This is a genomic window from Rhizobium sp. 22-785-1 (assembly GCF_053521965.1).
In genome coordinates, this window is sequence record NZ_JBNWDI010000002.1 from 253199 (window position 1) to 278200 (window position 25002).

Annotated in this window: 21 protein-coding genes; 17 read left to right on the forward strand and 4 right to left on the reverse strand. The window is 58.7% G+C overall.

Features of this window, described 5'->3' with window-relative positions:
• Positions 1–440 precede the first annotated feature (440 nt).
• From ACQZ5M_RS05945 to mnhG, 6 genes are read left to right on the forward strand one after another with little or no spacing between them, the layout of a single operon-like run.
• Positions 441–3359, forward strand: coding sequence for a monovalent cation/H+ antiporter subunit A (locus tag ACQZ5M_RS05945; RefSeq protein WP_296074013.1), 2919 nt, complete (start codon positions 441–443; stop codon positions 3357–3359).
• Positions 3359–3694, forward strand: coding sequence for a Na+/H+ antiporter subunit C (locus ACQZ5M_RS05950; RefSeq protein ID WP_296018164.1), 336 nt, complete (start codon positions 3359–3361; stop codon positions 3692–3694). The genes ACQZ5M_RS05945 and ACQZ5M_RS05950 overlap by 1 nt, the downstream gene beginning before the upstream one ends.
• Complete coding sequence (locus ACQZ5M_RS05955; RefSeq protein ID WP_296074015.1) at positions 3691–5337, forward strand: monovalent cation/H+ antiporter subunit D; 1647 nt, start codon at positions 3691–3693, stop codon at positions 5335–5337. The genes ACQZ5M_RS05950 and ACQZ5M_RS05955 overlap by 4 nt, the downstream gene beginning before the upstream one ends.
• Positions 5334–5822 (forward strand): Na+/H+ antiporter subunit E, encoded by a 489-nt coding sequence (locus tag ACQZ5M_RS05960; RefSeq protein ID WP_296018160.1) that lies wholly within the window; start codon positions 5334–5336, stop codon positions 5820–5822. The genes ACQZ5M_RS05955 and ACQZ5M_RS05960 overlap by 4 nt, the downstream gene beginning before the upstream one ends.
• Entirely contained in the window at positions 5819–6100 is a 282-nt protein-coding gene (locus ACQZ5M_RS05965; protein ID WP_296018158.1) for a K+/H+ antiporter subunit F, read from the forward strand. Before ACQZ5M_RS05960 ends, ACQZ5M_RS05965 begins: the two co-directional genes overlap by 4 nt.
• Entirely contained in the window at positions 6097–6450 is a 354-nt protein-coding gene (gene mnhG, locus ACQZ5M_RS05970) for a monovalent cation/H(+) antiporter subunit G (protein ID WP_296018156.1), read from the forward strand. Before ACQZ5M_RS05965 ends, mnhG begins: the two co-directional genes overlap by 4 nt.
• A gap of 95 nt (positions 6451–6545) precedes the next feature.
• Here the strand turns inward: mnhG and hydA are convergent, their stop codons facing one another.
• Positions 6546–8000: a dihydropyrimidinase gene (gene hydA, locus ACQZ5M_RS05975; protein WP_296018300.1), complete on the reverse strand. Its 1455-nt coding sequence runs from the start codon at positions 7998–8000 to the stop codon at positions 6546–6548.
• A 32-nt stretch (positions 8001–8032) separates the two neighbouring features.
• Positions 8033–9283, reverse strand: a complete 1251-nt coding sequence (locus ACQZ5M_RS05980) for a Zn-dependent hydrolase (protein ID WP_449079259.1) — start codon at positions 9281–9283, stop codon at positions 8033–8035.
• Between the two features lie 420 nt (positions 9284–9703).
• Here ACQZ5M_RS05980 and kdpF point away from each other — a divergent pair, with 420 nt between their 5' ends.
• The 6 genes from kdpF to ACQZ5M_RS06010 are packed head-to-tail and all read left to right on the forward strand — an operon-like array spanning position 9704 to position 17535.
• Positions 9704–9790: a K(+)-transporting ATPase subunit F gene (gene kdpF / locus ACQZ5M_RS05985; RefSeq protein ID WP_082447277.1), complete on the forward strand. Its 87-nt coding sequence runs from the start codon at positions 9704–9706 to the stop codon at positions 9788–9790.
• Between the two features lie 18 nt (positions 9791–9808).
• Positions 9809–11518: a potassium-transporting ATPase subunit KdpA gene (gene kdpA / locus ACQZ5M_RS05990; protein WP_449079260.1), complete on the forward strand. Its 1710-nt coding sequence runs from the start codon at positions 9809–9811 to the stop codon at positions 11516–11518.
• 11 nt (positions 11519–11529) lie between these two features.
• Positions 11530–13581, forward strand: coding sequence for a potassium-transporting ATPase subunit KdpB (gene kdpB, locus ACQZ5M_RS05995; RefSeq protein WP_449079261.1), 2052 nt, complete (start codon positions 11530–11532; stop codon positions 13579–13581).
• A gap of 2 nt (positions 13582–13583) precedes the next feature.
• The gene (gene kdpC / locus ACQZ5M_RS06000; RefSeq protein WP_296018148.1) at positions 13584–14153 is read left to right on the forward strand and encodes a potassium-transporting ATPase subunit KdpC; all 570 of its coding nucleotides are present in this window, start codon (positions 13584–13586) and stop codon (positions 14151–14153) included.
• A 5-nt stretch (positions 14154–14158) separates the two neighbouring features.
• A complete protein-coding gene (locus tag ACQZ5M_RS06005) occupies positions 14159–16852 on the forward strand; it encodes a sensor histidine kinase (protein ID WP_296078567.1) in 2694 nt (897 codons plus the stop codon).
• Positions 16849–17535, forward strand: a complete 687-nt coding sequence (locus ACQZ5M_RS06010) for a response regulator (protein WP_296078566.1) — start codon at positions 16849–16851, stop codon at positions 17533–17535. Before ACQZ5M_RS06005 ends, ACQZ5M_RS06010 begins: the two co-directional genes overlap by 4 nt.
• A gap of 253 nt (positions 17536–17788) precedes the next feature.
• Here ACQZ5M_RS06010 and ACQZ5M_RS06015 read toward each other — a convergent pair whose 3' ends face one another.
• The gene (locus ACQZ5M_RS06015) at positions 17789–18916 is read right to left on the reverse strand and encodes a porin (protein ID WP_153312177.1); all 1128 of its coding nucleotides are present in this window, start codon (positions 18914–18916) and stop codon (positions 17789–17791) included.
• 491 nt (positions 18917–19407) lie between these two features.
• Positions 19408–20304: a LysR family transcriptional regulator gene (locus ACQZ5M_RS06020; protein WP_153312176.1), complete on the reverse strand. Its 897-nt coding sequence runs from the start codon at positions 20302–20304 to the stop codon at positions 19408–19410.
• A gap of 104 nt (positions 20305–20408) precedes the next feature.
• Between ACQZ5M_RS06020 and ACQZ5M_RS06025 the strand changes: the two genes are divergently transcribed.
• From ACQZ5M_RS06025 to ACQZ5M_RS06045, 5 genes are all read left to right on the forward strand, one after another.
• A complete protein-coding gene (locus ACQZ5M_RS06025; RefSeq protein ID WP_153312328.1) occupies positions 20409–21491 on the forward strand; it encodes a 4-oxalomesaconate tautomerase in 1083 nt (360 codons plus the stop codon).
• A 50-nt stretch (positions 21492–21541) separates the two neighbouring features.
• Positions 21542–22543 (forward strand): ABC transporter substrate-binding protein, encoded by a 1002-nt coding sequence (locus ACQZ5M_RS06030; protein ID WP_194286757.1) that lies wholly within the window; start codon positions 21542–21544, stop codon positions 22541–22543.
• Positions 22544–22553: 10 nt separating this feature from the next.
• The gene (locus ACQZ5M_RS06035) at positions 22554–23375 is read left to right on the forward strand and encodes an ABC transporter ATP-binding protein (protein ID WP_153312175.1); all 822 of its coding nucleotides are present in this window, start codon (positions 22554–22556) and stop codon (positions 23373–23375) included.
• Positions 23362–24138 carry an ABC transporter permease gene (locus tag ACQZ5M_RS06040; protein ID WP_296102037.1) on the forward strand — a complete coding sequence of 259 codons (777 nt, stop codon included), beginning with the start codon at positions 23362–23364 and terminating at the stop codon, positions 24136–24138. Before ACQZ5M_RS06035 ends, ACQZ5M_RS06040 begins: the two co-directional genes overlap by 14 nt.
• 383 nt (positions 24139–24521) lie before the next feature.
• Positions 24522–24995 (forward strand): DUF3597 domain-containing protein, encoded by a 474-nt coding sequence (locus ACQZ5M_RS06045; RefSeq protein ID WP_296101459.1) that lies wholly within the window; start codon positions 24522–24524, stop codon positions 24993–24995.
• Positions 24996–25002 lie beyond the last annotated feature (7 nt).

Here is a 25002-nt window from a genome sequence, read left to right on the forward strand (position 1 = left end):
TCAACCTTCTCCTCGCAGGCATCCTCGTATTTATCGGCACGCCGGCAATGGCGATCTCAAGCTCGACCGTCAAGCTGCAAAGGCTGGAACGAGCCTGCCTTTCGGATGAGGCACGCATTTTCTCGTCGCCGGAAAGGTTGCTCAACCAGCCGGAGATCAGCCCTTGCCGACATTTCGTACCCGTCAGCATTCACGACTTTGTTGATACATTTTTATCCGCCGCTGGGGTGGTAAGACCCTATCTCAAAACCCAGATTGGGTTCGAACCGGAGCGAACTCTTCTCCATCCGGTTCGTCACGTCCGCCAGGCCGCGCCGCGCGGGCCTCCCATCAACGATTTGTCCTAGTCCGCTGGACCGCCTTTCCTCCATCATAGGATTGGCATCTCTGGCGGAAGCAGCCACGGAATGTGTTAACGCCAGAGAAAACTGCCATTATTTATGAGACTTGACGTCATCCTACCCATATTGATCGCCCTTCCCTTTATTGGCAGTCTCGTGACCGCCATGATGCCGCGCAACGGCGCGGCGCGTGGACCAGCGGCCCTTGCAGGCGGCATTGCGCTTGTCGGTCTCGTCGCTACGGTTTTTCTTTATCCCAGCGTCCGCAACGGCGCGGTTCTCAAATATGACGTAGAATGGCTGCCGCAACTCGGCCTGAACTTCACGCTGAGATTGGATGGTTTTGCGTGGATGTTCATGATGCTGATTACCGGGATCGGTTTTCTCGTCGTGCTCTACGCCCGTTATTACATGTCGGCGGAAGACCCGATCCCGCGTTTCTTCGCGTTTCTTCTGTCGTTCATGGGATCTATGCTTGGCATCGTGCTGTCGGGCAACGTCATTCTCTTATCGATTTTCTGGGAGATGACCAGTATCTTCTCCTTCCTGCTGATCGGTTACTGGCACAATAATGCCACCGCCCGAGACGGCGCCCGTATGGCACTGACGGTCACCGGTATTGGGGGCTTCTGCCTTCTCGCTGGGCTGTTGGTCTTGGGACACATTGCGGGAAGCTACGATCTCGACGCGATCATCGCGAAGGCGGCAGATGTCAAGGCACATCCGCTTTATCTGACGACACTCATCCTGATCCTGATGGGTGCGCTGACCAAGAGTGCGCAGTTTCCCTTCCATTTCTGGCTGCCTAACGCAATGGCCGCCCCGACACCCGTTTCGGCGTATCTCCACTCCGCCACCATGGTGAAGGCAGGCGTGTTCCTGCTGGCTAGGCTCTGGCCGGTTCTAGCCGGCACGCAGGAGTGGTTCTGGCTCGTAGGTTTCGCCGGCATTACCACGCTCCTGCTCGGCGCCTATTTCGCCATGTTTCAGCAGGATCTGAAAGGTCTGCTCGCCTATTCTACGATCAGCCATCTCGGCCTGATCACGACATTGTTGAGCCTTGGAAGTCCGCTTGCCGCCGTCGCGGCAATCTTCCACATGGCAAACCATGCCACCTTCAAAGCATCGCTCTTTATGGCAGCTGGCATTATCGACCATGAGACGGGCACGCGCGATATGCGGCGATTAAGCGGGCTCTATCGCTATCTACCGGCAACCGCGACGCTTGCTATGGCCGCCAGTGCCGCCATGGCAGGCGTACCGCTGTTCAACGGCTTTCTCTCCAAGGAAATGTTCTTTGCCGAGGCCATCGAGACCCATGCGGACTCGCTGCTCGACAAGGCGCTTCCCTACGTAGCGACCCTGTCCGGCGCCTTCGCAGTCGCCTATTCGCTGCGCTTCATCCATACCGTCTTCTTCGGACCGCCGCCCAGCGACATTCCCAATCCGAACCCGCACGAGCCGCCGCGCTGGATGCGTTTTCCGATCGAGTTTTTGGTGCTCGCCTGCCTGATCGTCGGCGTGGTGCCAAGCCTATCCGTCGGTCCCTTCCTGCATTCGGCGGTGGTATCGGTTCTCGGTCCGCAAACGCCTTATTACAGCCTGGCGATCTGGCATGGTTTCAACCTGCCTCTCGTCATGAGCATCGTCGCACTGATCGGTGGCGTTGCGATCTACGCGCTTCTCGGAGACTACTTCTCCAAGTGCGACGACGGCCCACCGATCTTCCGGCATCTCAGGGGCCAACGTATCTTCGAGCGGATAATCGTCACCGTATCGTGGAAGTGGGCGCGCTGGCTGGAAAGCACGCTCGGCACAAGACGATTGCAGCCACAGCTGCGCATTCTGATCTTTGTCGCGCTCGTTGCCGGTTTTTCGCCGCTGGTGTCTTCGCAATTCTCACTCACCCTTCCGCGGGTCACGTCCTTCGATCCGATCTTCGCGATTCTCTGGGGCATCGGCATGATCGCGGCCATGGGCGCTGCCTGGCAGGCAAAATATCATCGCCTCGCCGCCCTGGTCATGCTGGGCGTTTCCGGTCTCGTGACCTGCCTGACATTCGTCTGGCTGTCTGCGCCCGATCTCGCCATCACCCAGTTGCTTGTCGAGATCGTCACGCTCGTGCTGATCCTGCTCGGTCTTCGCTGGCTACCCAAGCGCATGGTGAAGGTTGACAACAACAACGAGCTACCGGCCCAACTCCGTCGCGGGCGCGACTTCCTGCTGGCTGTCTTCTGCGGCATCGGCATGACGGTGATCGCCTATGCGGTCATGACGTTGCCTGTGCCGAACACCATCGCCAACTATTTCCTCGAGCGAGCCTATAGCGAAGGTGGCGGTACCAATGTGGTCAACGTCATCCTCGTCGATTTCCGCGGCTTCGACACGATGGGTGAGATCGCGGTTCTAGCGATCGTCGGTTTGACCGTCTTCGCGCTTTTGCGTCGTTTCCGTCCGGCGCAGGATAGTGTTGGGCTACCTGAGCAGCAATTGATCCAGAATGCTTTTGATGCCGAAAGCCCGGAGCGCAGCAAGGGCGATACGGTGCGCGACTATCTGCTCGTGCCTTCCGTTATCATGCAGTGGATGTTCCCGGTCATCGTTACCTTCTCGATCTTCCTCTTTATGCGCGGTCACGATCTCCCGGGCGGCGGGTTCGCCGCGGGCATCACCATGGCGATCGCTTTCCTGCTGCAATATCTGGCAGGCGGTACGCGCTGGGCGGAAGATCGCATCCGTATTTTGCCCCTGCGGTGGATGGGCTTCGGCCTGCTGATGGCAGCCTCGACAGGGATGGGCTCGTGGTATTTCGGCTATCCGTTCCTGACCTCCTACTTCCAGTATACGGAAATCCCCTACATCGGGAAAATGCCGACGGCGTCGGCCTTGCTCTTCGATCTCGGTGTCTTCTCACTCGTGGTCGGCTCCACGGTTCTGATTTTGATAGCACTGGCGCACCAATCATTGCGTAACTACAAGCTACGCACACCCGACGCCGCCAAAGCGGAGGATGTGTAATGGAACTTATTCTCGCCATCGGCATCGGCGTGATGACGGGATCGGGCGTCTGGCTCATCCTTCGTCCGCGCACCTATCAAGTCATTGTCGGCCTGTCTCTGCTGTCCTATGCCGTCAACCTCTTCATCTTCGGAGTGGGCGGCATCAAGACCAACGCGCCGCCTGTCCTGCTTGACGGAGTTGCAACCTCACAGCTGGCCGACCCCGTGCCGCAGGCACTGGTATTGACGGCGATCGTGATTGGCTTTGCCACGACTGCCCTCTTCCTCGTGGTGCTTCTTGCCGCGCGTGGTTTGACCGGCACTGACCATGTAGACGGGAGGGAGAGCAAGTGAACTCATTCCCATCACACATCGTCATCGCACCCATTCTGGTGCCGTTGATCACCGGCGCGATCCTGCTCTTCATCGATGAGCGCAAGCGCAAAACCAAGGCAGCAATCAGCTTCATCTCGACACTGGTGCTGCTCGCCGTTTCCATTGGGCTCTTCATCGAGGTCAATTCGACGGTGAACACCGAAATCGCCGCGATCATTTCCACCGGCGTCTATCTTCTCGGCAACTGGCCCGCCCCATTCGGCATCGTGCTGGTGGCGGACCGTCTTTCGGGGTTGATGGTGCTTCTGGTGTCACTATTGGCGATACCGTCGCTCGTCTATTCGCTGGCCAAGTGGCACAAGTCGGGTGCGCATTTCCATTCCCTCTTCCATCTGATGCTGATGGGCGTAAACGGCGCGTTTCTGACCGGCGACCTCTTTAACCTCTTCGTCTTCTTTGAAGTGATGCTGGCTGCATCCTACGGTCTGCTGCTGCACGGTTCCGGGCAGTTGAGGGTAAAAGCCGGTCTGCACTACGTGGCGATCAACCTCGTCGCAGCATTGTTCTTCCTGATCGGCGTCAGCTTGATCTACGGCGTGACCGGCACGCTCAACATGGGCGATCTGGCGCAGCGCATTGCAGGCCTCAATCCCGACCAGCGCATGCTGCTGGAAACCGGTGCAGCGGTGCTCGGCATCGCCTTTCTCGTCAAGGCCGGCATGTGGCCGCTGAACTTCTGGCTACCTTCCGCTTACGGCGCGGCGTCTGCACCTATTGGCGGCATCTTCGCCATCATGAGCAAGGTCGGCATCTATGTGATCGCGCGTCTTTCCTTCCTGCTTTTCGGACAGACAGCCGGAGATTCTGCCGGTTTCGGCCACGACGCGCTGTTGATCGGCGGGATCGCCACCATCGTCTTCGGTACAATCGGCGTGCTTGCCTCGCAGGCACTTGGACGCCTCGCAGGCTTTTCCGTTCTGGTTTCGTCGGGAACGCTGCTGGCCGCCATGGGCACCGGCAACCCGATGGTTGCCGCAGGCGCGCTTTATTATCTCGTCAGTTCCACACTCACCATCAGCGCCTTCTTCATGCTGATCGAACTGGTGGAACGTGGACAGGATGCGGGCGCCAACGTTCTTGCCGTCACCATGGAAGCCTATGGCGATGCTGACGACGATGACGAGGAAGACGAGGTCGGCGTCACCATGCCCGGCACGATGGCAGTGCTTGGAACCTGCTTTGCTGCATGCGGCATTTTGCTGGCCGGATTGCCGCCGCTCTCAGGTTTCATCGCAAAGTTCTCGATGCTCTCTGCCATCCTCAATCCGCAAGGACTGAGCGCCGACAATACGGTGTCGACGCTTTCGTGGTGGCTCGTCTTCCTTATTGTTTTCTCTGGGCTTGCAGCGCTGATTTCCATGACGCGTGCTGGTATTCGCACTTTCTGGGGATCGCTCGAAGGAACGGTACCTCGTGTATTCGTTATCGAAATCGCACCTGTCATGCTGCTTCTGGCCATGACGCTTGCCATGACCGTGCAGGCCGGTCCGATCATGCGATACATGCAGGAAACCGCACGCATCCTCGACCTGCCGGAAAGCTATATTCAGGGCGTAATGACGGCACCGCGTGCGGGTAACGCCGGGGAGGCCGCGCAATGATAAGCCGCATCCTCCCCTACCCGGTCCTGACTTTGTCGCTCATCGTATTCTGGATGACGATCAACAGCTTCTCGCCGGGACATCTCCTCCTCGGAACAGCGGTGGCGCTTGTTGCCTCCTGGTCTATGGCCTCTCTTCGCCCTTCGAAGCCCCGCATCCGTAGCTGGACTGCGGTCATCAAGCTCATCGCGATCGTGTTGTACGACATCATACGGTCGAACATCTCGGTCGCTACACTCATTCTTTTCGGCCGCAAGAGAAACAGCAAGTCCGGCTTTCTGACCGTTCCACTCGACCTTCGCGATCCATTCGGTCTTGCGGTTCTGTCCATCATTCTGACGGCCACGCCGGGTAGCGCATGGCTGGAGTACAATTCCTCGCAAGGCACATTGCTGATCCACGTGCTGGACAATGTCAGCGAGACGGCATGGATCAATCTCATCAAGAACCGATATGAAAAAATGCTGATGGAGATATTCGAATGAGTTCGATTATCCTTTTCTGGTCCTTTTCTCTGGCCCAACTGTTTCTGGGAATTGCCATGGCAATCTCCGTTTATCGCATCGCGATCGGTCCACGGGCTCAAGATCGCGTGCTTGGCGTCGACACGCTCTATGTCAGCTCCATGTTGCTTTTGATGACCTTTGGTCTGCGCACCGGCAATGACATCTATTTCGAGGCCGCACTTCTGATGTCGATCCTCGGCTTTGTGTCGACTGTGGCACTTTCCAAGTTCCTGATGCGTGGTGAGGTGATAGAATGATCGACGCGGCAGAATTTCCGCTCTGGGCAGCCATTCTCGTTGCCTTCTTCGTACTGCTCGGCTCTTCACTGACGCTGGTCGGCACAATCGGCTTTGCCAAGCTGCAGAGCTTCTATGAAAGACTGCACGCCCCCACACTCGGCACGAGCTGGGGAACGGGCGGCATCGTCATGGCGTCCATCATCTATTTCTCTGTGTCCGGCGAACGCTTCGTCTTCCACGAAATCTTCATCGGCATCTTCATGACAGTGACGACGCCCGTCTCATTGATGCTTCTCGGTCGTGCTGCTCTCTATCGCGACCGCGCCGAGCAGAATCCAAGCAAGCCGAACCAGCCGGAAAAGCTGTGACGCATCTGATCGGCAACAGGGTTGAACGCAGCTAACTAGAGCATCTCAGGCGAGTTCGTGATCGCCTGAAAAGCCCTATGATTCATCCAAATCGATCAGACCCCGCTTGCCGGAATGCCCGTGCGTTGCACCTTGCGCGGCGCGGTCAGTTCCTTCCAGGTGGAAAGCGCTTTCGCCGTAGCCGTCAGTGGCGGGCGCGAAACAAAGCGGCCATGGCCTTCGCGGCTTTTCATTGCCCCCTCTTCGACGGCAACATGACCGCGCGTCAAGGTAAAGCGTGGCAGGCCCATCACCTCTTTGCCCTCGAACACATTGTAATCGATGGCCGATTGCTGGCTTGCAGCGGTGATCGTCTTCCCACGCTTCGGGTCCCACACGACGAGATCTGCATCCGCCCCGATGAGGATTGCCCCCTTCTTCGGATAGATGTTGAGGATCTTGGCGATGTTTGTGGAGGTGACGGCAACGAACTCGTTCATGGTCAGGCGGCCGGTGCCGACGCCATAGGTCCACAGCATCGGCAACCGGTCTTCCAGCCCGCCGGTGCCGTTGGGGATCTTGCGGAAATCTCCCAGTCCAGTGCGCTTCTGCTCTGTGGTGAAAGCGCAATGGTCCGTCGCCACGCACTGGAGCGAGCCAGCGGCGAGGCCTGCCCAGAGACTGTCCTGATGCGCCTTGCTGCGGAAGGGCGGAGACATGACGCGGCGGGCGGCATGGTCCCAGTCCTTGGCGAAATACTCGCTCTCATCCAGCGTCAGATGCTGGATCAGCGGCTCGCCATAGACACGCATGCCCTTCTGCCGTGCGCGGCGGATGGCCTCGTGGCTCTGTTCGCAGGAGGTGTGGACGATATAGACCGGACAGCCTGCCATATCGGCAATCATGATGGCGCGGTTGGTGGCTTCACCCTCCACTTCCGGCGGGCGGGAATAGGCATGCGCCTCCGGTCCGTCATTGCCTTCCGCCATCAGTTTTGCCTGCATCTGCGCCACCACATCGCCATTCTCGGCATGCACAAGCGGAAGTGCGCCCAGTTCGGCGCAACGCTGGAAGGAGGAAAACATCTCGTCATCATCCACCATTAAGGCGCCCTTATAGGCCATGAAATGCTTGAAGGTATTGATGCCCTTGTCGCGGACGATGGTCTCCATCTCGTTGAAGACCTGTTCGCCCCACCAGGTAATCGCCATGTGGAAAGAATAATCGCAGGCCGCACGCGATGTTTTGTTGTCCCACATGGTCAGGGCTTCGAGCATGGATTGGCCGGGATTGGGAAGAGCGAAATCCACCACCATTGTCGTGCCGCCGGCGAGTGCTGCGCGCGTGCCGCTGTCGAAATCGTCCGCCGAGTAGGTGCCCATGAAAGGCATTTCCAGGTGCGTATGCGGATCGATGCCGCCCGGCATGACGTAGCATCCCGTTGCATCCAGTTCTTCGCCACCCTTAAGCTCCGGCCCGATTTCGGTAATCACACCGTTTTCGATGCGGATATCGGCCTTATAGGTGAGATCGGCGGTTACGATCGTGCCGTTCTTGATGATGGTCATGATTGCTCCCCTTATTACGACGCACGGCTGCTACTTTATTCCACGAGCCCGGCTGTCTCTACCACGGCATGGAACAGCACGTCGCAACCGGCCGCGGCCCATTCCTTTGAAATCTCTTCAGCTTCATTGTGGGAAAGACCGCCGACGCAGGGGCACATGATCATGGTTGCAGGCGCCACCTTCGCCGCCCAGCAGGCATCATGCCCGGCGCCGGAGATGATATCTCTATGCGAATAGCCGAGCTTTTCCGCCGAACGACGCACCCTGTCCACGAGAGTGGGATCGAAGGTGATGGGGTCGAAATGGCCCACAGCTTCGACCGAGCAGCCGACGCCCATCGCTTCGCATATGCTCGCCGCTTCCGCCTCGATGCGGTCGCGCATATGGTTCAGCTTGGCGAGATCGGGGGTACGGATATCGACTGTGAAGACGACCTTGCCGGGCAGGACATTGCGAGAATTGGGAGAGAAGATCACCTGACCGACGCCACCGACCGCATCAGGCTGGCTCTCCATCGCCACGGTCTGTACCATCTCGATAATCCGTGACATCGCCAGTCCCGCATTGACGCGCATGGTCATCGGCGTGGAGCCAGTATGCGCCTCCTTGCCCGTCAGGGTAAACTCAAGCCACCACAGACCCTGGCAATGGGTGACGACGCCAATCGTCTTGTCCTCGGCTTCGAGGATAGGCCCCTGCTCGATGTGGTATTCGAGATAGGCGTGCATCTTGCGCACGCCCACTTCTTCCTCTCCCAGCCAGCCGATCCGCTCCAGCTCCTCGCCATAGGTCTTGCCCTCGGTATCCTTGCGCGAATAGGCATGTTCCAGCGTGTGGACGCCAGCGAAAACGCCGGAGGCGAGCATGGCTGGCGCAAAGCGCGCCCCTTCCTCATTCGCCCAATTGGTCACGACGATCGGGTGCTTCGTGCGGATGCCGAGATCGTTCATGGTGCGCACGACCTCAAGGCCTGCCAAAACGCCCAACACACCATCGAACTTGCCACCGGTCGGCTGGGTGTCGAGGTGGGATCCGACATAAACCGGCAAGGCGTGGGGGTCTTCGCCAGCGCGGGTGGCGAACATCGTTCCCATCTTATCGACACCCATGGTGAGACCTGCGGCCTCGCACCACGACTGGAACAGGGCGCGGCCCTCGGCATCTTCATCGGTGAGCGTCTGGCGGTTGTTGCCGCCAGCAATGCCGGGACCGACCTTCGCCATGTCCATCAACATGTCCCAGAGCCTGTCGGCATTCACGCGCATGTTTTCGCCGGGCGCAGCCATAGCGTTTTCCTTCCAGTCGTGTTCGCCAGCAGTGGTTCTTCGTCACACTGCTGGACGTCGTTCCCGTCCTTGGCCTCCGGTATGGAACGCTTACCGCTCTCATCCGAAACCTTTTCTTGTTCATCTGCATCCCACGAAAAATCGTGATTCGCCAACCTGTAAAGAAAGATCGATCTTTAATGGCTAAGCCTCGACCTAAACCGGCGGACGACAGAACGCGCCGGTCCCGTCTTTATATTTTCCTTATGTCGGCGCTCCATCTTCCCAATCGAAATCTGACGGCCTGAAGGATCATCATGCGCTCCTGACATAACAGGAGAACCCTATGCCCGATGTCCTTTTTCTGGCGCTCGGCTTCGGCACGCTGATCGTGCTGGCGCTTTACGCGCGCGCCCTCAACCGGTTTTGAGAGGCGCCGCCATGCTGGAACCCATCTTCGGCCTCGTCGTGGCAATCGCGCTCGGCGTCTACCTCATCATCACATTACTGCGTCCGGAACGCTTCTGATTTTCCTGGAGAAATCCCATGACCATTCTCGGGTGGCTGCAGATCAGCCTCCTCTTCATCGCCGTACTTCTGTTTATCAAACCGCTCGGCCTTTACATGGCGCACGTGTTCAATGGTGAGCGGACCTGGCTGACGCCGATCTTTTCTCCCATTGAGCGCGCGCTTTATGCTGTGGCAGGCGTCGACACCAAGAAGGAACAGAGCTGGCTTGGCTACACGCTGTCCATGCTTGCCTTTTCGATTGCCAGCTTCCTTGCGCTCTATGGCATCCTGCGCCTTCAGGCTTTCCTGCCCCTCAATCCACAGGGTTTTGCCAATGTGGAGCCGGGCTTGGCGTTCAATACCGCCGTAAGCTTCGTGACCAACACCAACTGGCAGAACTATGCCGGTGAAGCGACGATGAGTAACTTCAGCCAGATGGCCGGTTTGACGGTTCAGAACTTCCTGTCCGCCGCTGTCGGCATGGCGCTGGCGATTGCATTCACCCGCGCTTTTGTTCGTTCGCAGGCCAGCACACTCGGCAATTTCTGGGTCGATATGACTCGCGCCACGCTTTATGTTTTGCTGCCGATCGCGGTCATCGTCGCAGTAACGTTTGTTGCCATGGGCCTACCCCAGACGATGGACGCCAGCGTGACGGCAACCACGCTTGAAGGAAGTCAGCAGGTCATCTCGCTCGGCCCAGTTGCCAGCCAGGAAGCGATCAAGCAACTCGGTACCAATGGTGGCGGCTTCTTCAACGCCAATGCCGCCCACCCCTTCGAAAATCCCACTGCGCTTTCGAACTATCTCAATATCTTCTCGATGCTCACCATTTCGGCAGCCTTCATCTATACCTTCGGCCAGATGGTCGGCAGCCGTCGTCAGGGCTGGGTATTGCTGACCGCCATGGCTGTTCTCCTGATAGCCGGTGTTGCCACCGTCTACTGGGCGGAAAGTGCCGGCAACCCGATCCTGACGTCGATTGGCGTTGATGCGGCGCAAGGCAATATGGAAGGCAAGGAAGTCCGCTTCGGCCAGGCCATGACGGCGCTTTACGCTGCGGTGACCACCGGCCTTTCCGATGGCGGCGTCAACGGCATGCACGGCTCCTTTACCGGTCTTGGTGGCCTCGCGCCGATGTTCCTGATCCAGCTTGGCGAGGTTCTGCCGGGTGGTGTGGGATCCGGTCTTTACGGCATGCTCGTCTTCGCGCTTCTGTCGGTCTTCGTCGCCGGTCTGATGGTCGGTCGCACACCCGAATTTCTCGGCAAGAAGATCGAGGGCCGCGAGATGAAGTTCGCCATGCTGGCGGTTCTCATTCTCCCCACGGTCATTCTCGGTTTCACCGCGCTTTCCGCCATGCTGCCCTTTGCTGCCGCCAGCATCGGAACGGGCGGTCCGCACGGCCTCTCGGAAATCCTCTACGCGTTCACGTCTGCGGCCGGCAATAACGGCTCGGCCTTCGGCGGCCTTTCCGGCAATACCGACTGGTACAACACCACACTCGGCATCTCGATGCTGCTCGGTCGCTTCGCCTATGTGGTACCGGTGATGGCGATTGCCGGATCGCTTGCCGCCAAGGTTCGGGTTCCGGCCTCCGCCGGCACCTTCCCGACGGATGGCCCGCTCTTTGTCGGCCTTCTCATCGGCATCATCCTCATTCTCGGCGGGCTGCAATTCTTCCCCGCACTCGCACTCGGCCCCATCGTCGAACACTTCGCGATGCTTGCCGGCCAAACGTTCTAAAAGGCATAAAGATGTCCACCAATTCCAACTCATCGGCCCCCGCAAGACCGGGTCTTTTCGACCCCGCCATTGTAGGGCCAGCCATCAAAAACGCCTTCATCAAGCTCGATCCGCGGCAGTTGATGCGCAACCCGGTGATCTTCGTCACCGAAATCGTTGCGGCTGTCGTCACCATTTTCTTCATCCGCGACCTGATCGCCCATAACGGCACGGCCATCTTTTCCGGCCAGATTGCGGCATGGCTCTGGTTTACGGTGCTTTTCGCCACCTTTGCAGAAGCGGTGGCGGAAGGCCGCGGTCGCGCCCAGGCCGACAGCCTGAAGCGGACCCGCTCCGACCTGACCGCCCGCCGCGTGAGCGCAGACGGCAAGGAAGAGAGCGTTGCTGCCACGCTGCTGAAAGTCGGCGACATCGTCGTTGTCGATGCCGGCGAACTGATCCCCGGCGACGGCGAAGTGATCGAAGGCGTGGCATCGGTGAATGAAAGCGCGATCACCGGTGAATCGGCACCCGTCATCCGCGAATCCGGCGGCGATCGCTCTGCCGTCACCGGTGGCACGCAGGTTCTGTCCGACCAGTTGAAAATCCGCATCACCACGCCGCCCGGCGCAAGCTTCGTCGATCGGATGATTGCGCTGATCGAAGGTGCGGAACGTCAAAAGACGCCAAACGAGATCGCACTCTCCATTCTGCTGTCCGGCCTAACGCTCGTCTTCCTCATCGTCGTTGTGAGCGTGTGGGGACTGGCTGGATATTCCGGTACGCTGGTCTCCGTTACTGTGCTGGCAGCCCTTCTCGTCACGCTTATTCCGACAACCATCGGCGGCCTTCTCTCCGCCATCGGCATTGCTGGGATGGATCGTCTCGTACGTTTCAACGTCATCGCCACGTCGGGCCGTGCGGTGGAAGCGGCAGGCGACGTCGATACGCTGCTGCTCGACAAGACCGGCACCATCACCTTCGGCAACCGGATGGCGGCGGATTTCATCCCCGTGCCGGGCGTCACAGCCGAACAGGTAGCCGAAGCAGCGCTGCTTGCCAGCCTTTCGGACGAAACGCCAGAGGGCCGTTCCATCGCAGCGCTCGCGACGGGCGAGTTCGGTATTGCCTCACCCAAAGTGACCGTCGATTCCGTCATTCCCTTCTCGGCGCAGACTCGTCTGTCCGGCGTCGATACGAACGGCAAGTCTTTCCGCAAGGGCGCCATTGATGCCATCCTGAAGTTTGCCGATGCCACCGATGGCAAGGCGCCAGCGGAATTTCACCAAGCCGTAGACCGCATTGCCCGCACCGGTGGCACGCCGCTCGGTGTGGCCGAAGGTAACCGTCTGCTGGGCGTGATCCATCTGAAGGACGTGGTGAAACCCGGGATCAAGGAGCGTTTCGCCGCGCTACGTGCAATGGGTATTCGCACCGTCATGGTAACGGGCGACAACCCCGTCACCGCAGCAGCGATTGCCTCCGAAGCGGGCGTGGACGATTTCCTTGCCGAAGCGACGCCTGAAGACAAGCTCGACTATATTCGCCGCGAACAGAAGGGCGGCCGGTTGATTGCCATGTGCGGTGACGGCACGAACGATGCGCCAGCACTGGCGCAGGCCGATGTCGGGGTTGCCATGCAGACCGGAACGCAGGCCGCACGCGAAGCCGCCAATATGGTGGATCTCGACTCCAGTCCGACCAAGCTCATCGAGATCGTCGAGATCGGCAAGCAGTTGCTGATGACGCGCGGTTCGCTGACGACCTTTTCGATCGCCAACGACGTGGCCAAGTATTTCGCCATCATCCCGGCGCTCTTCCTCACCACCTACCCGGCGCTTGGCACCCTCAACATCATGGCGCTGTCATCCCCGCAATCGGCCATCCTCTCGGCGGTCATCTTCAACGCGCTGATCATCATCGCGCTGATCCCGCTGGCACTGAAAGGTGTGGCATACCGTCCCGCCGCGGCAGCGTCGCTTCTGCGCCGTAACCTGCTGGTCTATGGGCTTGGCGGTCTGCTGCTGCCCTTTGCCGGTATCAAGGTCATCGATATCGCCGTTTCCGCGCTTCATCTGGTGTAATCATGCTGAACCAAATTCGTCCCGCCATCGTCATTCTGGCCTTCTTCATCGCCCTGACCGGTCTCGGCTATCCGTTGGCCGTCACCGGCATCGCCCAAGCTGTGCTGCCGGCACAGGCAAACGGCTCGCTGATCCGCAATGGCGATGCGGTCATCGGCTCCAGCCTGATCGGCCAGAACTTTACCTCGGACCGCTACTTCTGGCCGCGCCCCTCTGCGACCAGCCCGGATGCCTACAACGCCGCCGCTTCCTCTGGCTCCAATCTTGGTACCACATCTGCCAAGCTGAAGGACCGGGTTGCCGGCGACGTTGTACGGCTGAACGGCGCGGGTATTGCCTCGCCGGTTCCGGCTGACGCCGTCACCACATCCGGCTCCGGCCTCGATCCGCACATCACCCCGGCTTTCGCCGCAGCCCAGGTTGAGCGCATCGCCAAAGCGCGCAGCCTTTCACCGGAGGCAGTGAAGGGGCTTGTCGAACAAAAAACGCAAGGCCGGCTCCTCGGGATTATCGGTGAACCGCGCGTCAATGTGCTAGAGCTTAATCTTGCGCTCGATGCGCTGAAGAGCTGAGACGAATGGCGTCACATGACCGTGAGGGCTTGAACAGGCCCGATCCCGATGCATTGCTTGCCCTGGCGGAGAAAGACCGCCGGGGCAAACTCACTATTTTTTTGGGCGCAGCGCCCGGTGTCGGCAAGACCTACGCGATGCTGGCGCGTGCGCGCCGGCTGAAAGCCGATGGTGTCGAGGTCGTGGTCGGCCTTGTCGAGACGCATGCCCGGGCGGAGACCTCGGCACTTCTCGACGGCCTGGACGTCCTTCCTCGTGTGGAGGTGGACTATCGCGGCAAGATCCTCAAGGAATTCGATCTGGACGCAGCGCTTGCCCGCAAGCCGCGCGTCATCATCGTCGACGAACTCGCTCATTCCAACCCGGAGGGTTTCCGCCATCCGAAACGCTATCAGGATATCGAGGAGCTGATCGCAGCGGGCATCGATGTCTGGACTGCGCTTAACATCCAGCACCTCGAAAGCCTGTCCGATCTCGTCTCGCAGATTACCGGTGTCACCATTCGTGAACGGGTACCGGATACCGTGTTGAAACGTGCCGACGATGTGGTGCTGGTCGATCTGCCGCCCGGCGAACTGATCGAGCGGTTGAAGGAAGGCAAGGTCTATCTTCCCGATAGCGCGAGACGGGCCACCGACCGCTTCTTCCGCCTTGGCAATCTGACGGCGCTTCGCGAACTCGCCCTTCGCCGCACCGCAGACCGGGTGGACGATCAGATGGTCGATTATCTCCGTCAGAATGCCATTGAAGGGCCCTGGGCGACTGGCGAAAGATTGCTGGTCTGCATTGGCGCCGATGCGCTGTCCGACAAGGTCGTCCGTGTGGCAAGCCGTCTTGCCTCGGGGCTCAACGCGCCCTGGACGGTCGTCAGTATGGCGCGGGACGATCAGGAGACCATGGATGAGGACAGTCTGAGGCGGATCGACGAGGCCTTTCGGTTTGCCGAAAAACTCGGAGCAGAGACGCGCCACCTGACCGGCAATGACTTCGTGACCGAAATTATGAAACTGGCTCGGCGTGAGCATGCGACCCAGATCGTCATCGGTTCGCAGCGCCGCCGCTGGTTTTCCAATCCCTTCCGACCGAGCCTTGCGGATGCTCTGGCGAAGGAAGCGAGCGGCATCGGCCTCTATCTCGTCACTGCGGATAGCGCTAAGGCGCCGTCATCCGCCCGCAAGAAGCAGCGCTTTCAGCTTTCCGTCTTCTCCCGGTCGCTTCTCTGTGCCATCGGCGCTGTCGCAGTCGCCACCCTCTTCGGCCTGGCTTTGGATGAATTCACCCATCTGCCGAATATCTCACTGCTGTTTCTGCTCGCCGTTTTGGGCGCCGCATCCGCCGCTGGCTTCACGGCGGCCTTGATGGCCGCCGTCGTCTCGGCGCTCGCTTACAATTTTTTCTTCATCGCACCGGTTGAGACCTTCACCATAGCCTCGCCGCATGAGGTCTTTGCGCTGGCTGTTTTCATCGTCGCCGCACTGATTGCCGGCAGTCTTGCATCGCGCATTCGCGAACAGGCGCAGGCAGCGCGCCAGCGGGCCGCAGACATGCAGGCGCTCTACGATTTCTCCCGCAAGCTTGCAGGAACCGCCAAGCCGGAGGAAGTCTTGTGGGCGTCAGTCACGCAGTTGCAGGGAAGCATAGGTCGTCACGTGGTGATGCTTCTGCCCAAGGGTGACGATCTGGAGGTGGTGGCCGCATGGCCGCCCGACACGGAGCTTGGCGTTTCCGAACTGACGGCGGCGCGGTGGGCAAGCAGCCGATCGGAGCCTTCCGGTTTCGGCACGGGCACGCTTCCTAACGGACGCTTCCAGTTTCGTCCGCTCACCAGCCCGCATGGCGTCGTCGGTGTCTGCGGCTTCGAACCTGGTCCAAGCGGGCTCGATTCCAATGCCGAACGTAAACTCGCCGCCATTCTTGACCAGGCGGCAACGGCAATCGACCGCGCCCGTTTGTCCTCCGAAAGCACCGAGCAGGCGGCAAGGCTGGAGGGCGAGCGCTACCGTGAGGCGTTGCTGTCGTCGATCTCGCATGATCTGCGCACACCTTTGGCGACCATCACCGGGTCGGTTACCAGCCTGCGTGAACTGGGTGACCGCATGTCGCCTGAAAGCCGTGACGATCTTCTGCAATCCATTGAGGAGGAAAGCGCAAGGCTCAGCCGCTTCGTCGCCAATCTTCTGGACATGACACGCATCACTGCGGGCACCTTGCAGGCGAAACGGGACTGGGTGGATGTCGCGGACGTGATCCGCTCTGCGGTGGGACGAGCGCGAAAATACTTTCCGACACAGAGTTTCGAGACTGGCATTGCCAGGGATTTGCCGGTCATCCGCGCAGACTCGGTCTTGCTCGGCCAGGTTCTATTCAACCTGCTCGACAACGCCGCCAAATATGGTGGCGGCGATCCGGTGAATGTTTATGCACGGCGCGATGGGGACGAAATCGTCATCTCTGTCACGGACAATGGCAAGGGCATCCCTGCCGAAGACCTCGACCGCATCTTCGAGAAATTCTATCGTCGTTCGCGCTCGGACGGACGCTCTCCAGGAACCGGGCTTGGTCTTTCCATCGCTCGAGGCTTTATCGAAGCCCTGGGCGGGCGCATATATGCAGAGAGTCCGGCGGTGAAAAAGCGTGGCACACGCATCGTCATGCGCTTTCCGGTGACCGAAAGAAGTGAAGGCAGGCAGCAACGATGACATTGGGACGTATTCTGGTGGTGGATGACGAGCCGCAGATCCGGCGCTTCCTTCGTCCGGCATTGGCTGCCGCCGGCTATGACGTGATCGAGGCGGAGAATGGCGCCGACGCCATCAAAGCAGCGGCAACGGCGGCGCCCGATGTCATCATCCTCGATCTCGGGCTACCGGACATGGACGGCAAAGATGTCATTGCCAATCTTCGCGGTTGGTTGACATTGCCCATCATCATTCTTTCCGCCCGCGACCGCGAAACCGAAAAGATCGCCGCCCTCGATCTTGGGGCCGACGACTATATCGAAAAGCCATTCGGCATCGGAGAACTCACCGCGCGCATCCGCACCGCCATGCGCCATGTAGGCAAGTCCGAGATGCTGCCCTCTTCCATCGAGGCGGATGGCCTGTCGATCGACACACAGCGCCGTGTCGTCGCCCGTGGTGGCTCTAGCATAAAATTGACGCCCAAGGAATACGATCTTCTCACGCTCCTGGCGCACCATGCCGGTCGCGTGGTCACGCACCGCACTCTTCTGACCTCAGTCTGGGGGCCAGCCCATGGTGAAGACCTGCATTACCTCCGAGTCTTCATCGGTCAATTGCGACAGAAGGTCGAACGAGACCCGGCACAGCCAAAGATTATCCAAACCGAGCCAGGGGTCGGCTATCGTTTTGTAACGGAATGATGCGGGGAAAAATTGGAAGACGTCGGAGGATGCGCTTTGCGCTTTCGTTCCGGTGCCTGCCCATCAGCCTAGGGGGGCTGATGGGCCTTGACTGGAGTCAACAGACGACGCTTTTGGCGGTGGATCACGCCTTTTGACTGGGATTATGATGACTAGAAAAACTGAGTTTGTCCAGTATTATTTAGCATTTTCTAAAATAAAAAGCCCGACGAAACGCCGGGCTTTCCAAGTCAATACAGTCGGTTAGACTATATTAGAACGAACGCTGCAGACGAACGAAACCGTTCCACTGGTCGGTGTCGGCACCATCTTCGTCGTAGTAGTTGACGGCGATCTTGGTGGAGAGACCTTCGGTGATTTTGTAATCAACCGTAATACCAGCCTGCCATGCGTCGCGGTTCGAGTAGTCGTTGGTCGCAATCGCTGTCGCGCCGGTGAATACTGGCGTACCAGTTGCATCCAGGCCAACGAGTGCAACGCGGTCAGCCACATTACCGAACCACTGAGCGCCTGGGGTGATCGTCAAACGATCGGTTGCCTTGATGGCGTATTCAGCAGCGATCGCCCATTCAGACTCTGCGTAGTAAGCGTTTGCGCCGGAAGCCCAAACACCGGCCAGGCCGAGCGTGCCAGGACCGATTTCAGCAGTTGCAATGAGGCGAACTGCGCCTTCTTCCTGGTCAACGTCATAGGAGCCGATCAGCTGAAGAGCTGCTGCACCGAAGTTGCCACCGATGCCGCCAGTGATGCCAACATTGTTGTCAGCTTCCTGAGTAACAACGAACGTGCCCGGAAGCGGACCTGCTACGTCGGTTACAGTGCGGAACTGGCCGTTTGTGCCTTGCAGTTCGTCAACCGAGATACCTGCCCAGAAAGAGCCAGCGTCGTAGGTGTAACGAATGGAGTTGAACAGAGCGTTTGTGGACAGAACGTCAGCTTCGCCAGAGAGGCCATCGTCCCACCAGCTGTAGAACTTACCGACCTTCAGGCCGCCGAGTTCGATGAAGGCCTGGTCAACGAAGACAGACGAAGACGCCGCGGAACCGTTGTCGGCATTGCCGCGGAAGCCGATGAAGCCACGCAGAGCGCCGAGCTCGGTGTCGGTGCGGGTGTCAACTTCGAACTGAGCGCGCGTGAAAGAGTTCCAGTCAGACGTGCCGGCGAGATCACGACCGAAGTCGGTCTGGAAACGAACGTAACCGCCGAACTTGAGGCAGGTTTCGGTGCCGGGGATGTAGAAGAAGCCTGTGCCGAATGCATCGCAAACGCGGACATATTCCAGGGGCTCTGGCTCAGCAGCGACGATCGCGTCAGCAGCTTTTGCGCCAGATACTGCTGCAAGAGCTGCAGCGGAGCCGATGAGAAGGCTCTTGATGTTCATAATGACCTCCAGTCATGTTTCGTTATAAAAGCGGCGACTAGGTACACGCCCTTGAGGTTGCCCCCCGCTTCACGGATCAATAGACAGAAACCCTCCACCTCCCGCAATCGAATATCACTAAATTAGGATGTTTTCATATTAGCCGATTTGCGGCGTGTTGTATTTTAGGCACAACTTACGTTAGGGAGATTGAATATTCCTGCCGGATTTTAAGACGCCGTTAAGATTTGGTGGGTCGCTGGGCTAGGACTTGCGCTGTTCAGACAGGACTTTGGAAACTACGATTCGGGCGAAGCGAAACTGGCGGCGATTGGAGGCGGCCAATCGGGAGGTTGGGAGTCTTCTCGCCCAGCTAGACGGACAAAGCGATCAACACCCCGCCGACCTATAAAGCCTGGCTGTGAAATGGCGCCGCGTCAGCTACGCCTGCCCCACACATCCACATAGAACTCATTTCTGGGAAGTGCCATTGGCCTGGGCGCCCACGAACCTCAAGGCGTTTTCCAGGCCTTCAGTAACATCGCGACAAATTTTTCTGCTGCAGGCGACAGTGCGCTGCTTCGTCGTTGCACGATACCGATCGTGCGCGAAACCACCGGATCCACAATTGGACGCGAGACCAGATAGGGGTGGTCCTCTTGCGGGGTCGCCAGGCGCGGTAGCACCGAAATGCCGAGGCCGGCTTCGACGAGTCCCAATGATGTATTAAGGTGCGTGACCTCGTAGAACCAGTTGAGCTTCAGATTGTGCCGTGCAAGCGCACCGTCCAACAAGGTTCTATTGCCGCTGGAACGATCCACCACGACAAGTGGATAAGGCTCCAGCTGATTCCAATGAATGGTGTCGTGTTTCGCTAATGGATGGTCCTTTCGCATGGCCAGAACGAAGGGATCGTCGATGAGAGGCTCGAATGACAGATCAGGATCGGAGTTCCCCATCAGGTTGATGCCGAACTCCACCTCGCCACGTGCCACAGCCTGCAGGCCTTCATTGGCCGTTAGATCGCGAATGCGTAATCTTATATGAGGATACTGCTCGCTGAAGGTCTTAATAACGGTGGGCAGGAAGTAGAACGCGGCCGTCGGCACGCAGGCCATGGTTATCAGGCCGCGGCGGAGCGAGCCATCCCGCATGGCAAAGAGGGAACCGTCGAATTCTTCCAGCATGCGCCTGACGAGCGGCATGACCTCCTGCCCCATGGCAGTCGGCGCAACATGACGCGTCGTGCGCTCCAGCAAGGGCGCGCCGATGGCCTGTTCCAGTTTCTGTATGCGCCGCGTCAACGCCGGTTGCGAGATGTGCAGCGCCTCAGCTGCGCGATGAAAACTTTCCAACTCCACGACCGCCTGAAAAGCTCGAAGATCCAGAATCTCGCAATTAATGCTCATATCGCAATAAACCTCTCGAAAATTGCATTTAACAAATAAGCCTTTCTTCCTCATATTGCAACAACTGGATAGATTGATCCATGAAATGCAAGATTGAGGCGAAGATGAACGATCTCCTGAAGATACCCTGTGTGCTGATGCGCGGCGGAACGTCTCGCGGCCCGTTTTTTCTGGCATCGGATTTGCCACGCGATCCGGCCCAACGCGATGCCGCTCTTCTCTCTATCATGGGCTCGGGTCATCCGCTTCAGATCGACGGTATCGGCGGCGGTAATCCGGTCACGTCGAAGGTCGCGATCATCGGACCGTCCAAGGTCAAAGGTGCGGACATCGATTATCTTTTCGCCCAGGTCCGCACGGATCGCCAATTGGTGGATTACTCTCCCAATTGCGGCAACATGCTTGCAGCCGTTGGTCCATTTGCCATCGAAGCCGGACTGGTGGCTGCCAAGGAGCATGACACGCTGGTTCGCATTCACAATGTGAACACCGGCAAGTTAATTGAGGCCAAGGTTCCCACCCGTGGCAGCGAGGTGATTTATATGGGCGACGCGTCGATAGACGGCGTACCCGGCCTCGCAGCCCCAATTGCCTTGACCTTCGTCGACTCGGCTGGTGCCAAGACAGGCAAGCTGTTGCCGACCGGCAAGCCGATCGATGTCATCGACGGTGTCGATGTCACGGCGATCGACTGCGCCATGCCGATGGTCTTGATGCGCGCTGCCGATCTCGGCATCACGGGATATGAAGACCCGCAGCTATTGACCGCCAACCGGGCTCTGATCGATCGTATGACGGGCATCCGTCTCGAGGCGGGCAAGTTGATGGGCATGGGAGATGTGTCGGACATGGTCATCCCAAAGCCTGTTCTGATCTCGCCGGCGCGCAAAGACGGAACGATGTCGGTTCGCTACTTCATGCCGAATGAATGCCATCCGGCCTTGGCCACAACCGGTGCCGTCGGCATTGCGACGGCTGCGGTTACCGCCGGCACCGTGGCATTCGAGGCGGCTGGCCAGCCCAGCGTTCCCGCACTCATCCGGATCGAACATCCGGCAGGGCGTCTCGACGTTCAACTCGAAATGCGAAACGGCGCCATTGCGGCCGGTCTTGTCAGAACCGCGCGTCGTCTCTTCGAGGGCTTCGCCTTCGCCAAACCAGCTGCCGCCATCGAACACGCAGCATAGACAAACGCCATTACGGCACACAGCATAGAGAAAACCGGGAGGAGACCCACATGCGTAAATTCCTGCTAGCAACTGCAGCACTCTGCGCCTTCGCAGCCACCGCCAATGCCGAATCCGTCAGAATGAGCGTTGGTTCCTACAACCTCAATAACCTGCCCTTCCCTGTGGCCGCCAGCCTCGGCTATTACAAGGATGAAGGTCTGGATGTGACCACCGAGAACTTTGCCCAGGGTGGCTCCAAGGTGCTTCAGGCGCTTGTGGCCGGCTCCACGGATGTTGCGGTCGGCTTTTACGACCATACAATCCAGATGCAGTCGCAAAACAAGCACGTCGTCGGCTTCGTGATGCTGGCGCGCAATTCCGGTCTGGTCCTGGCTGGCAAAAACGACACGGACTTCGATCCGGCAAAGCCTGAAACGATCAAGGGCAAGAAGGTCGGCATCACCTCTCCGGGCTCGTCCTCCGACTTCTTCATTCGTTACTACATGAAAGAACATAAACTCAGCGATAACGATATCTCCATCATCGGCGTCGGCTCGGGTGCTGCCGCCGTTGCCGCTCTTCAGCAGGGCAAGATCGACCTCCTCGTCAACTACGACCCGGCAGCAACGATCGTTGTGGAGCGCGGTCTCGGCAAGATCCTGATTGACGCGCGCAGCGATCAAGGCGCGAAAGACGTCTATGGCGGCATTTACCCCACCTCGGTCCTCTATGCGACCCAGGATTACATCGACGCTAACCCGGAAGTGATCCAGAAGGTCACCAATGCCACAGTGCGGGCGCTGCACTGGATGAAGGCGCATTCGGCTGAAGAGATCGTCGAAAAGCTGCCGGAGGATTTCGTCTCTGGCGACAAGGCGACCTACATCAAGGCTGTCGAATCCGCCAAGGCGATCTTCTCCGAAGACGGCAAGTTCGAGGCGAAGGACCTGGAAACACCGCTCGCCGTTCTGAAAAGCTTCAATGAGGCTGTGGCAAAGGCCACGATCGACCTCAACACCACCTACACCAACAAGTTCGTCGAAGCAGCAGCTTCGAAGCCCGCAAACTGAGGGTACTTCCATGTCATCACCAGTCAGAAAGCTAACGCCGGTGGCACAGTCAGAACCTAATGCGATGGTCGCCATCGATAATGTGACGATGGCATTTGGCTCATTCACTGCCGTTCAGGATGTCAACCTCACAGTCGGCGATGGAGAATTCCTCTCCATCGTCGGGCCAACCGGCTGCGGCAAGTCCACGATCCTGAACGCGATCGCCGGCCTGTTGAAACCCGCCAAGGGATCCGTCAGCATCGATGGAACTGCGGTCAACGGCGTGCAGAACAATATCGGCTATCTCTTCCAGCAGGATGCGCTGCTTCCCTGGAAGACGGCCTATCAGAATGTCGAGCTTGGCTTGATGTTCCGCGGCGTGCCGGAAGCGGAGCGCCGTGCCAAAGTCATGGCCTGGCTCGAAAAAGTCGGCCTCAAAGGCTTCGAAAGCCGCTTCCCGCACATGCTGTCCGGCGGCCAGCGCAAACGCGTGCAGATGGCCCAGGCTCTGATTACCGAGCCGAAAGTCATTTTGATGGATGAGCCTTTCTCGGCACTCGATATCCATACCCGCCATCTGATGCAGAATGAGCTTCTTCGCCTGTGGCAGGAAGATCGCCGCGCGGTCGTGATGATCACGCATGATCTGGAGGAAGCCATAGCACTTGGTGACCGCGTCGTCGTTCTGGCCGCTGGCCCGAAGAGCCGCGTAATCGAAAGCTTCCCTGTCGATCTCGAGCGTCCACGCAACGTTGCTGAAATCAAACTCGACCCGAAATTCATGACTCTGTACCGCGATATCTGGGCATCCCTGCGCGGCGAAGTGGAGAAGAGCTATGCAAGCCGTTAATATTCGCATCATTCAGGTCGTGCTGCTGGTCGCCATTCTCGGTGGATGGCAGCTTGGCGTATCGATGGGCGCCATCGACCGCTTCTTCTTCCCCGCTCCGTTCGACATCGTGACGCAGGTCGTCACCTGGATCGCTGACGCCGGCTTCTACAAGCATGTCGGCATTACTTTGAGCGAAACGGTGCTTGGCTATCTCATCGGCACCGGTCTCGGTGTGGCAGCAGGCGTCTGGCTTGGTCTTAGCCCCTTCGTTGCCCGCGTGCTCGATCCTTTCATCAAGGCTGTTAATGCTATTCCCCGCGTCGTTCTGGCTCCGATCTTCGTTCTGTGGCTAGGACTTGGCCTTTGGTCGAAGGTTGCACTGGCCGTCACATTGGTCTTCTTCGTCACCTTCTTCAATGCCATGCAGGGCGTTAAGGAAGTGAACCCGGTCGTTCTGTCGAATGCCCGCATTCTCGGCGCCAAGCGCTCTGATCTTCTGCGCCACGTCTACTTCCCGGCAGCAGCAAGCTGGATCCTGTCTTCGCTGCGCACCTCCGTTGGCTTTGCGGTCGTCGGCGCCATCATTGGCGAATATCTCGGTGCGTCCGCAGGCCTCGGCTATCTGATCGCTCGCTCGGAAGGCAACTTCGATGCGGTCGGCGTCTTTGCCGGCATCATCATCCTCGCCATCTTCGTTCTCATCATCGACCTCATCCTCGATGTTGCGGAAAAGAAGATGATCACATGGCGTCCAAATGCTGCGGAAGAACGGCCAGCCTGACACGGCAACGCTTAAATAGAATTAGAGAGGGCGGTCAATTGGCCGCCCTTTTGCGTATCGGAAGCTCTAAGAATAAGCAGCGGCGACGGCCAGTTACCGAAGTCGCAGCTTAGGTCTTAGTCTGGACGTGAAATCTTATCCGCGCACTGGCACTGAGATCCGCCGCACGAGTTTCCGGCCAAACGGCGTCGAACGACACGCTCACATCGCCACAAGGTACTGGGCTCTTCCACTGGATGATCTATCCCCAGTCTCAGCGCAGAAAACGGTAATAATTACTGGATCTACCTTGGGTAGGCATGGCTTTTTCGCATCCAATCGGAACGCGACCCGCCTTCGATCCGTTGGACTGACATCAATAACTCGCCCAAGGAGGAAACATCATGAGCATCTTCAGTAAAATCAAAGACGCGATCTTCGGGTCGGCGCACGCCGAGCAAACATCGCCATCCGCCACCGAACCAACACCAGCACCTTCATCCACTCCTGAGCCCGCAGCAACCACCGCACCTCCGATTGGCGGCACCGGCCAGTCCGTTCCCTCGACCTCTGGCAGTTCCGCGCCAGTCCCCTCCGCACCCACCTCCGCCTCTTCTCAACAAGTCGACGTTGCCTCACAGCTCGACGCGGCGGTAAAGCGCAGTGGACAGCGCCTGGATTGGAAGCATTCGATTGTCGACCTGATGAAGGCGCTCGGCATGGATGCGAGCCTCGCAGAGCGCAAGGAACTGGCGCAGGAGCTCGGCTATACCGGCGAACTCAACGGCTCGCCCGAAATGAATAACTGGCTGCATAAGGCTTTGCTTAAAAAACTGTCAGAAAATGGTGGCAAGGTACCCGCAGAATTACTCGATTAATTTTTGG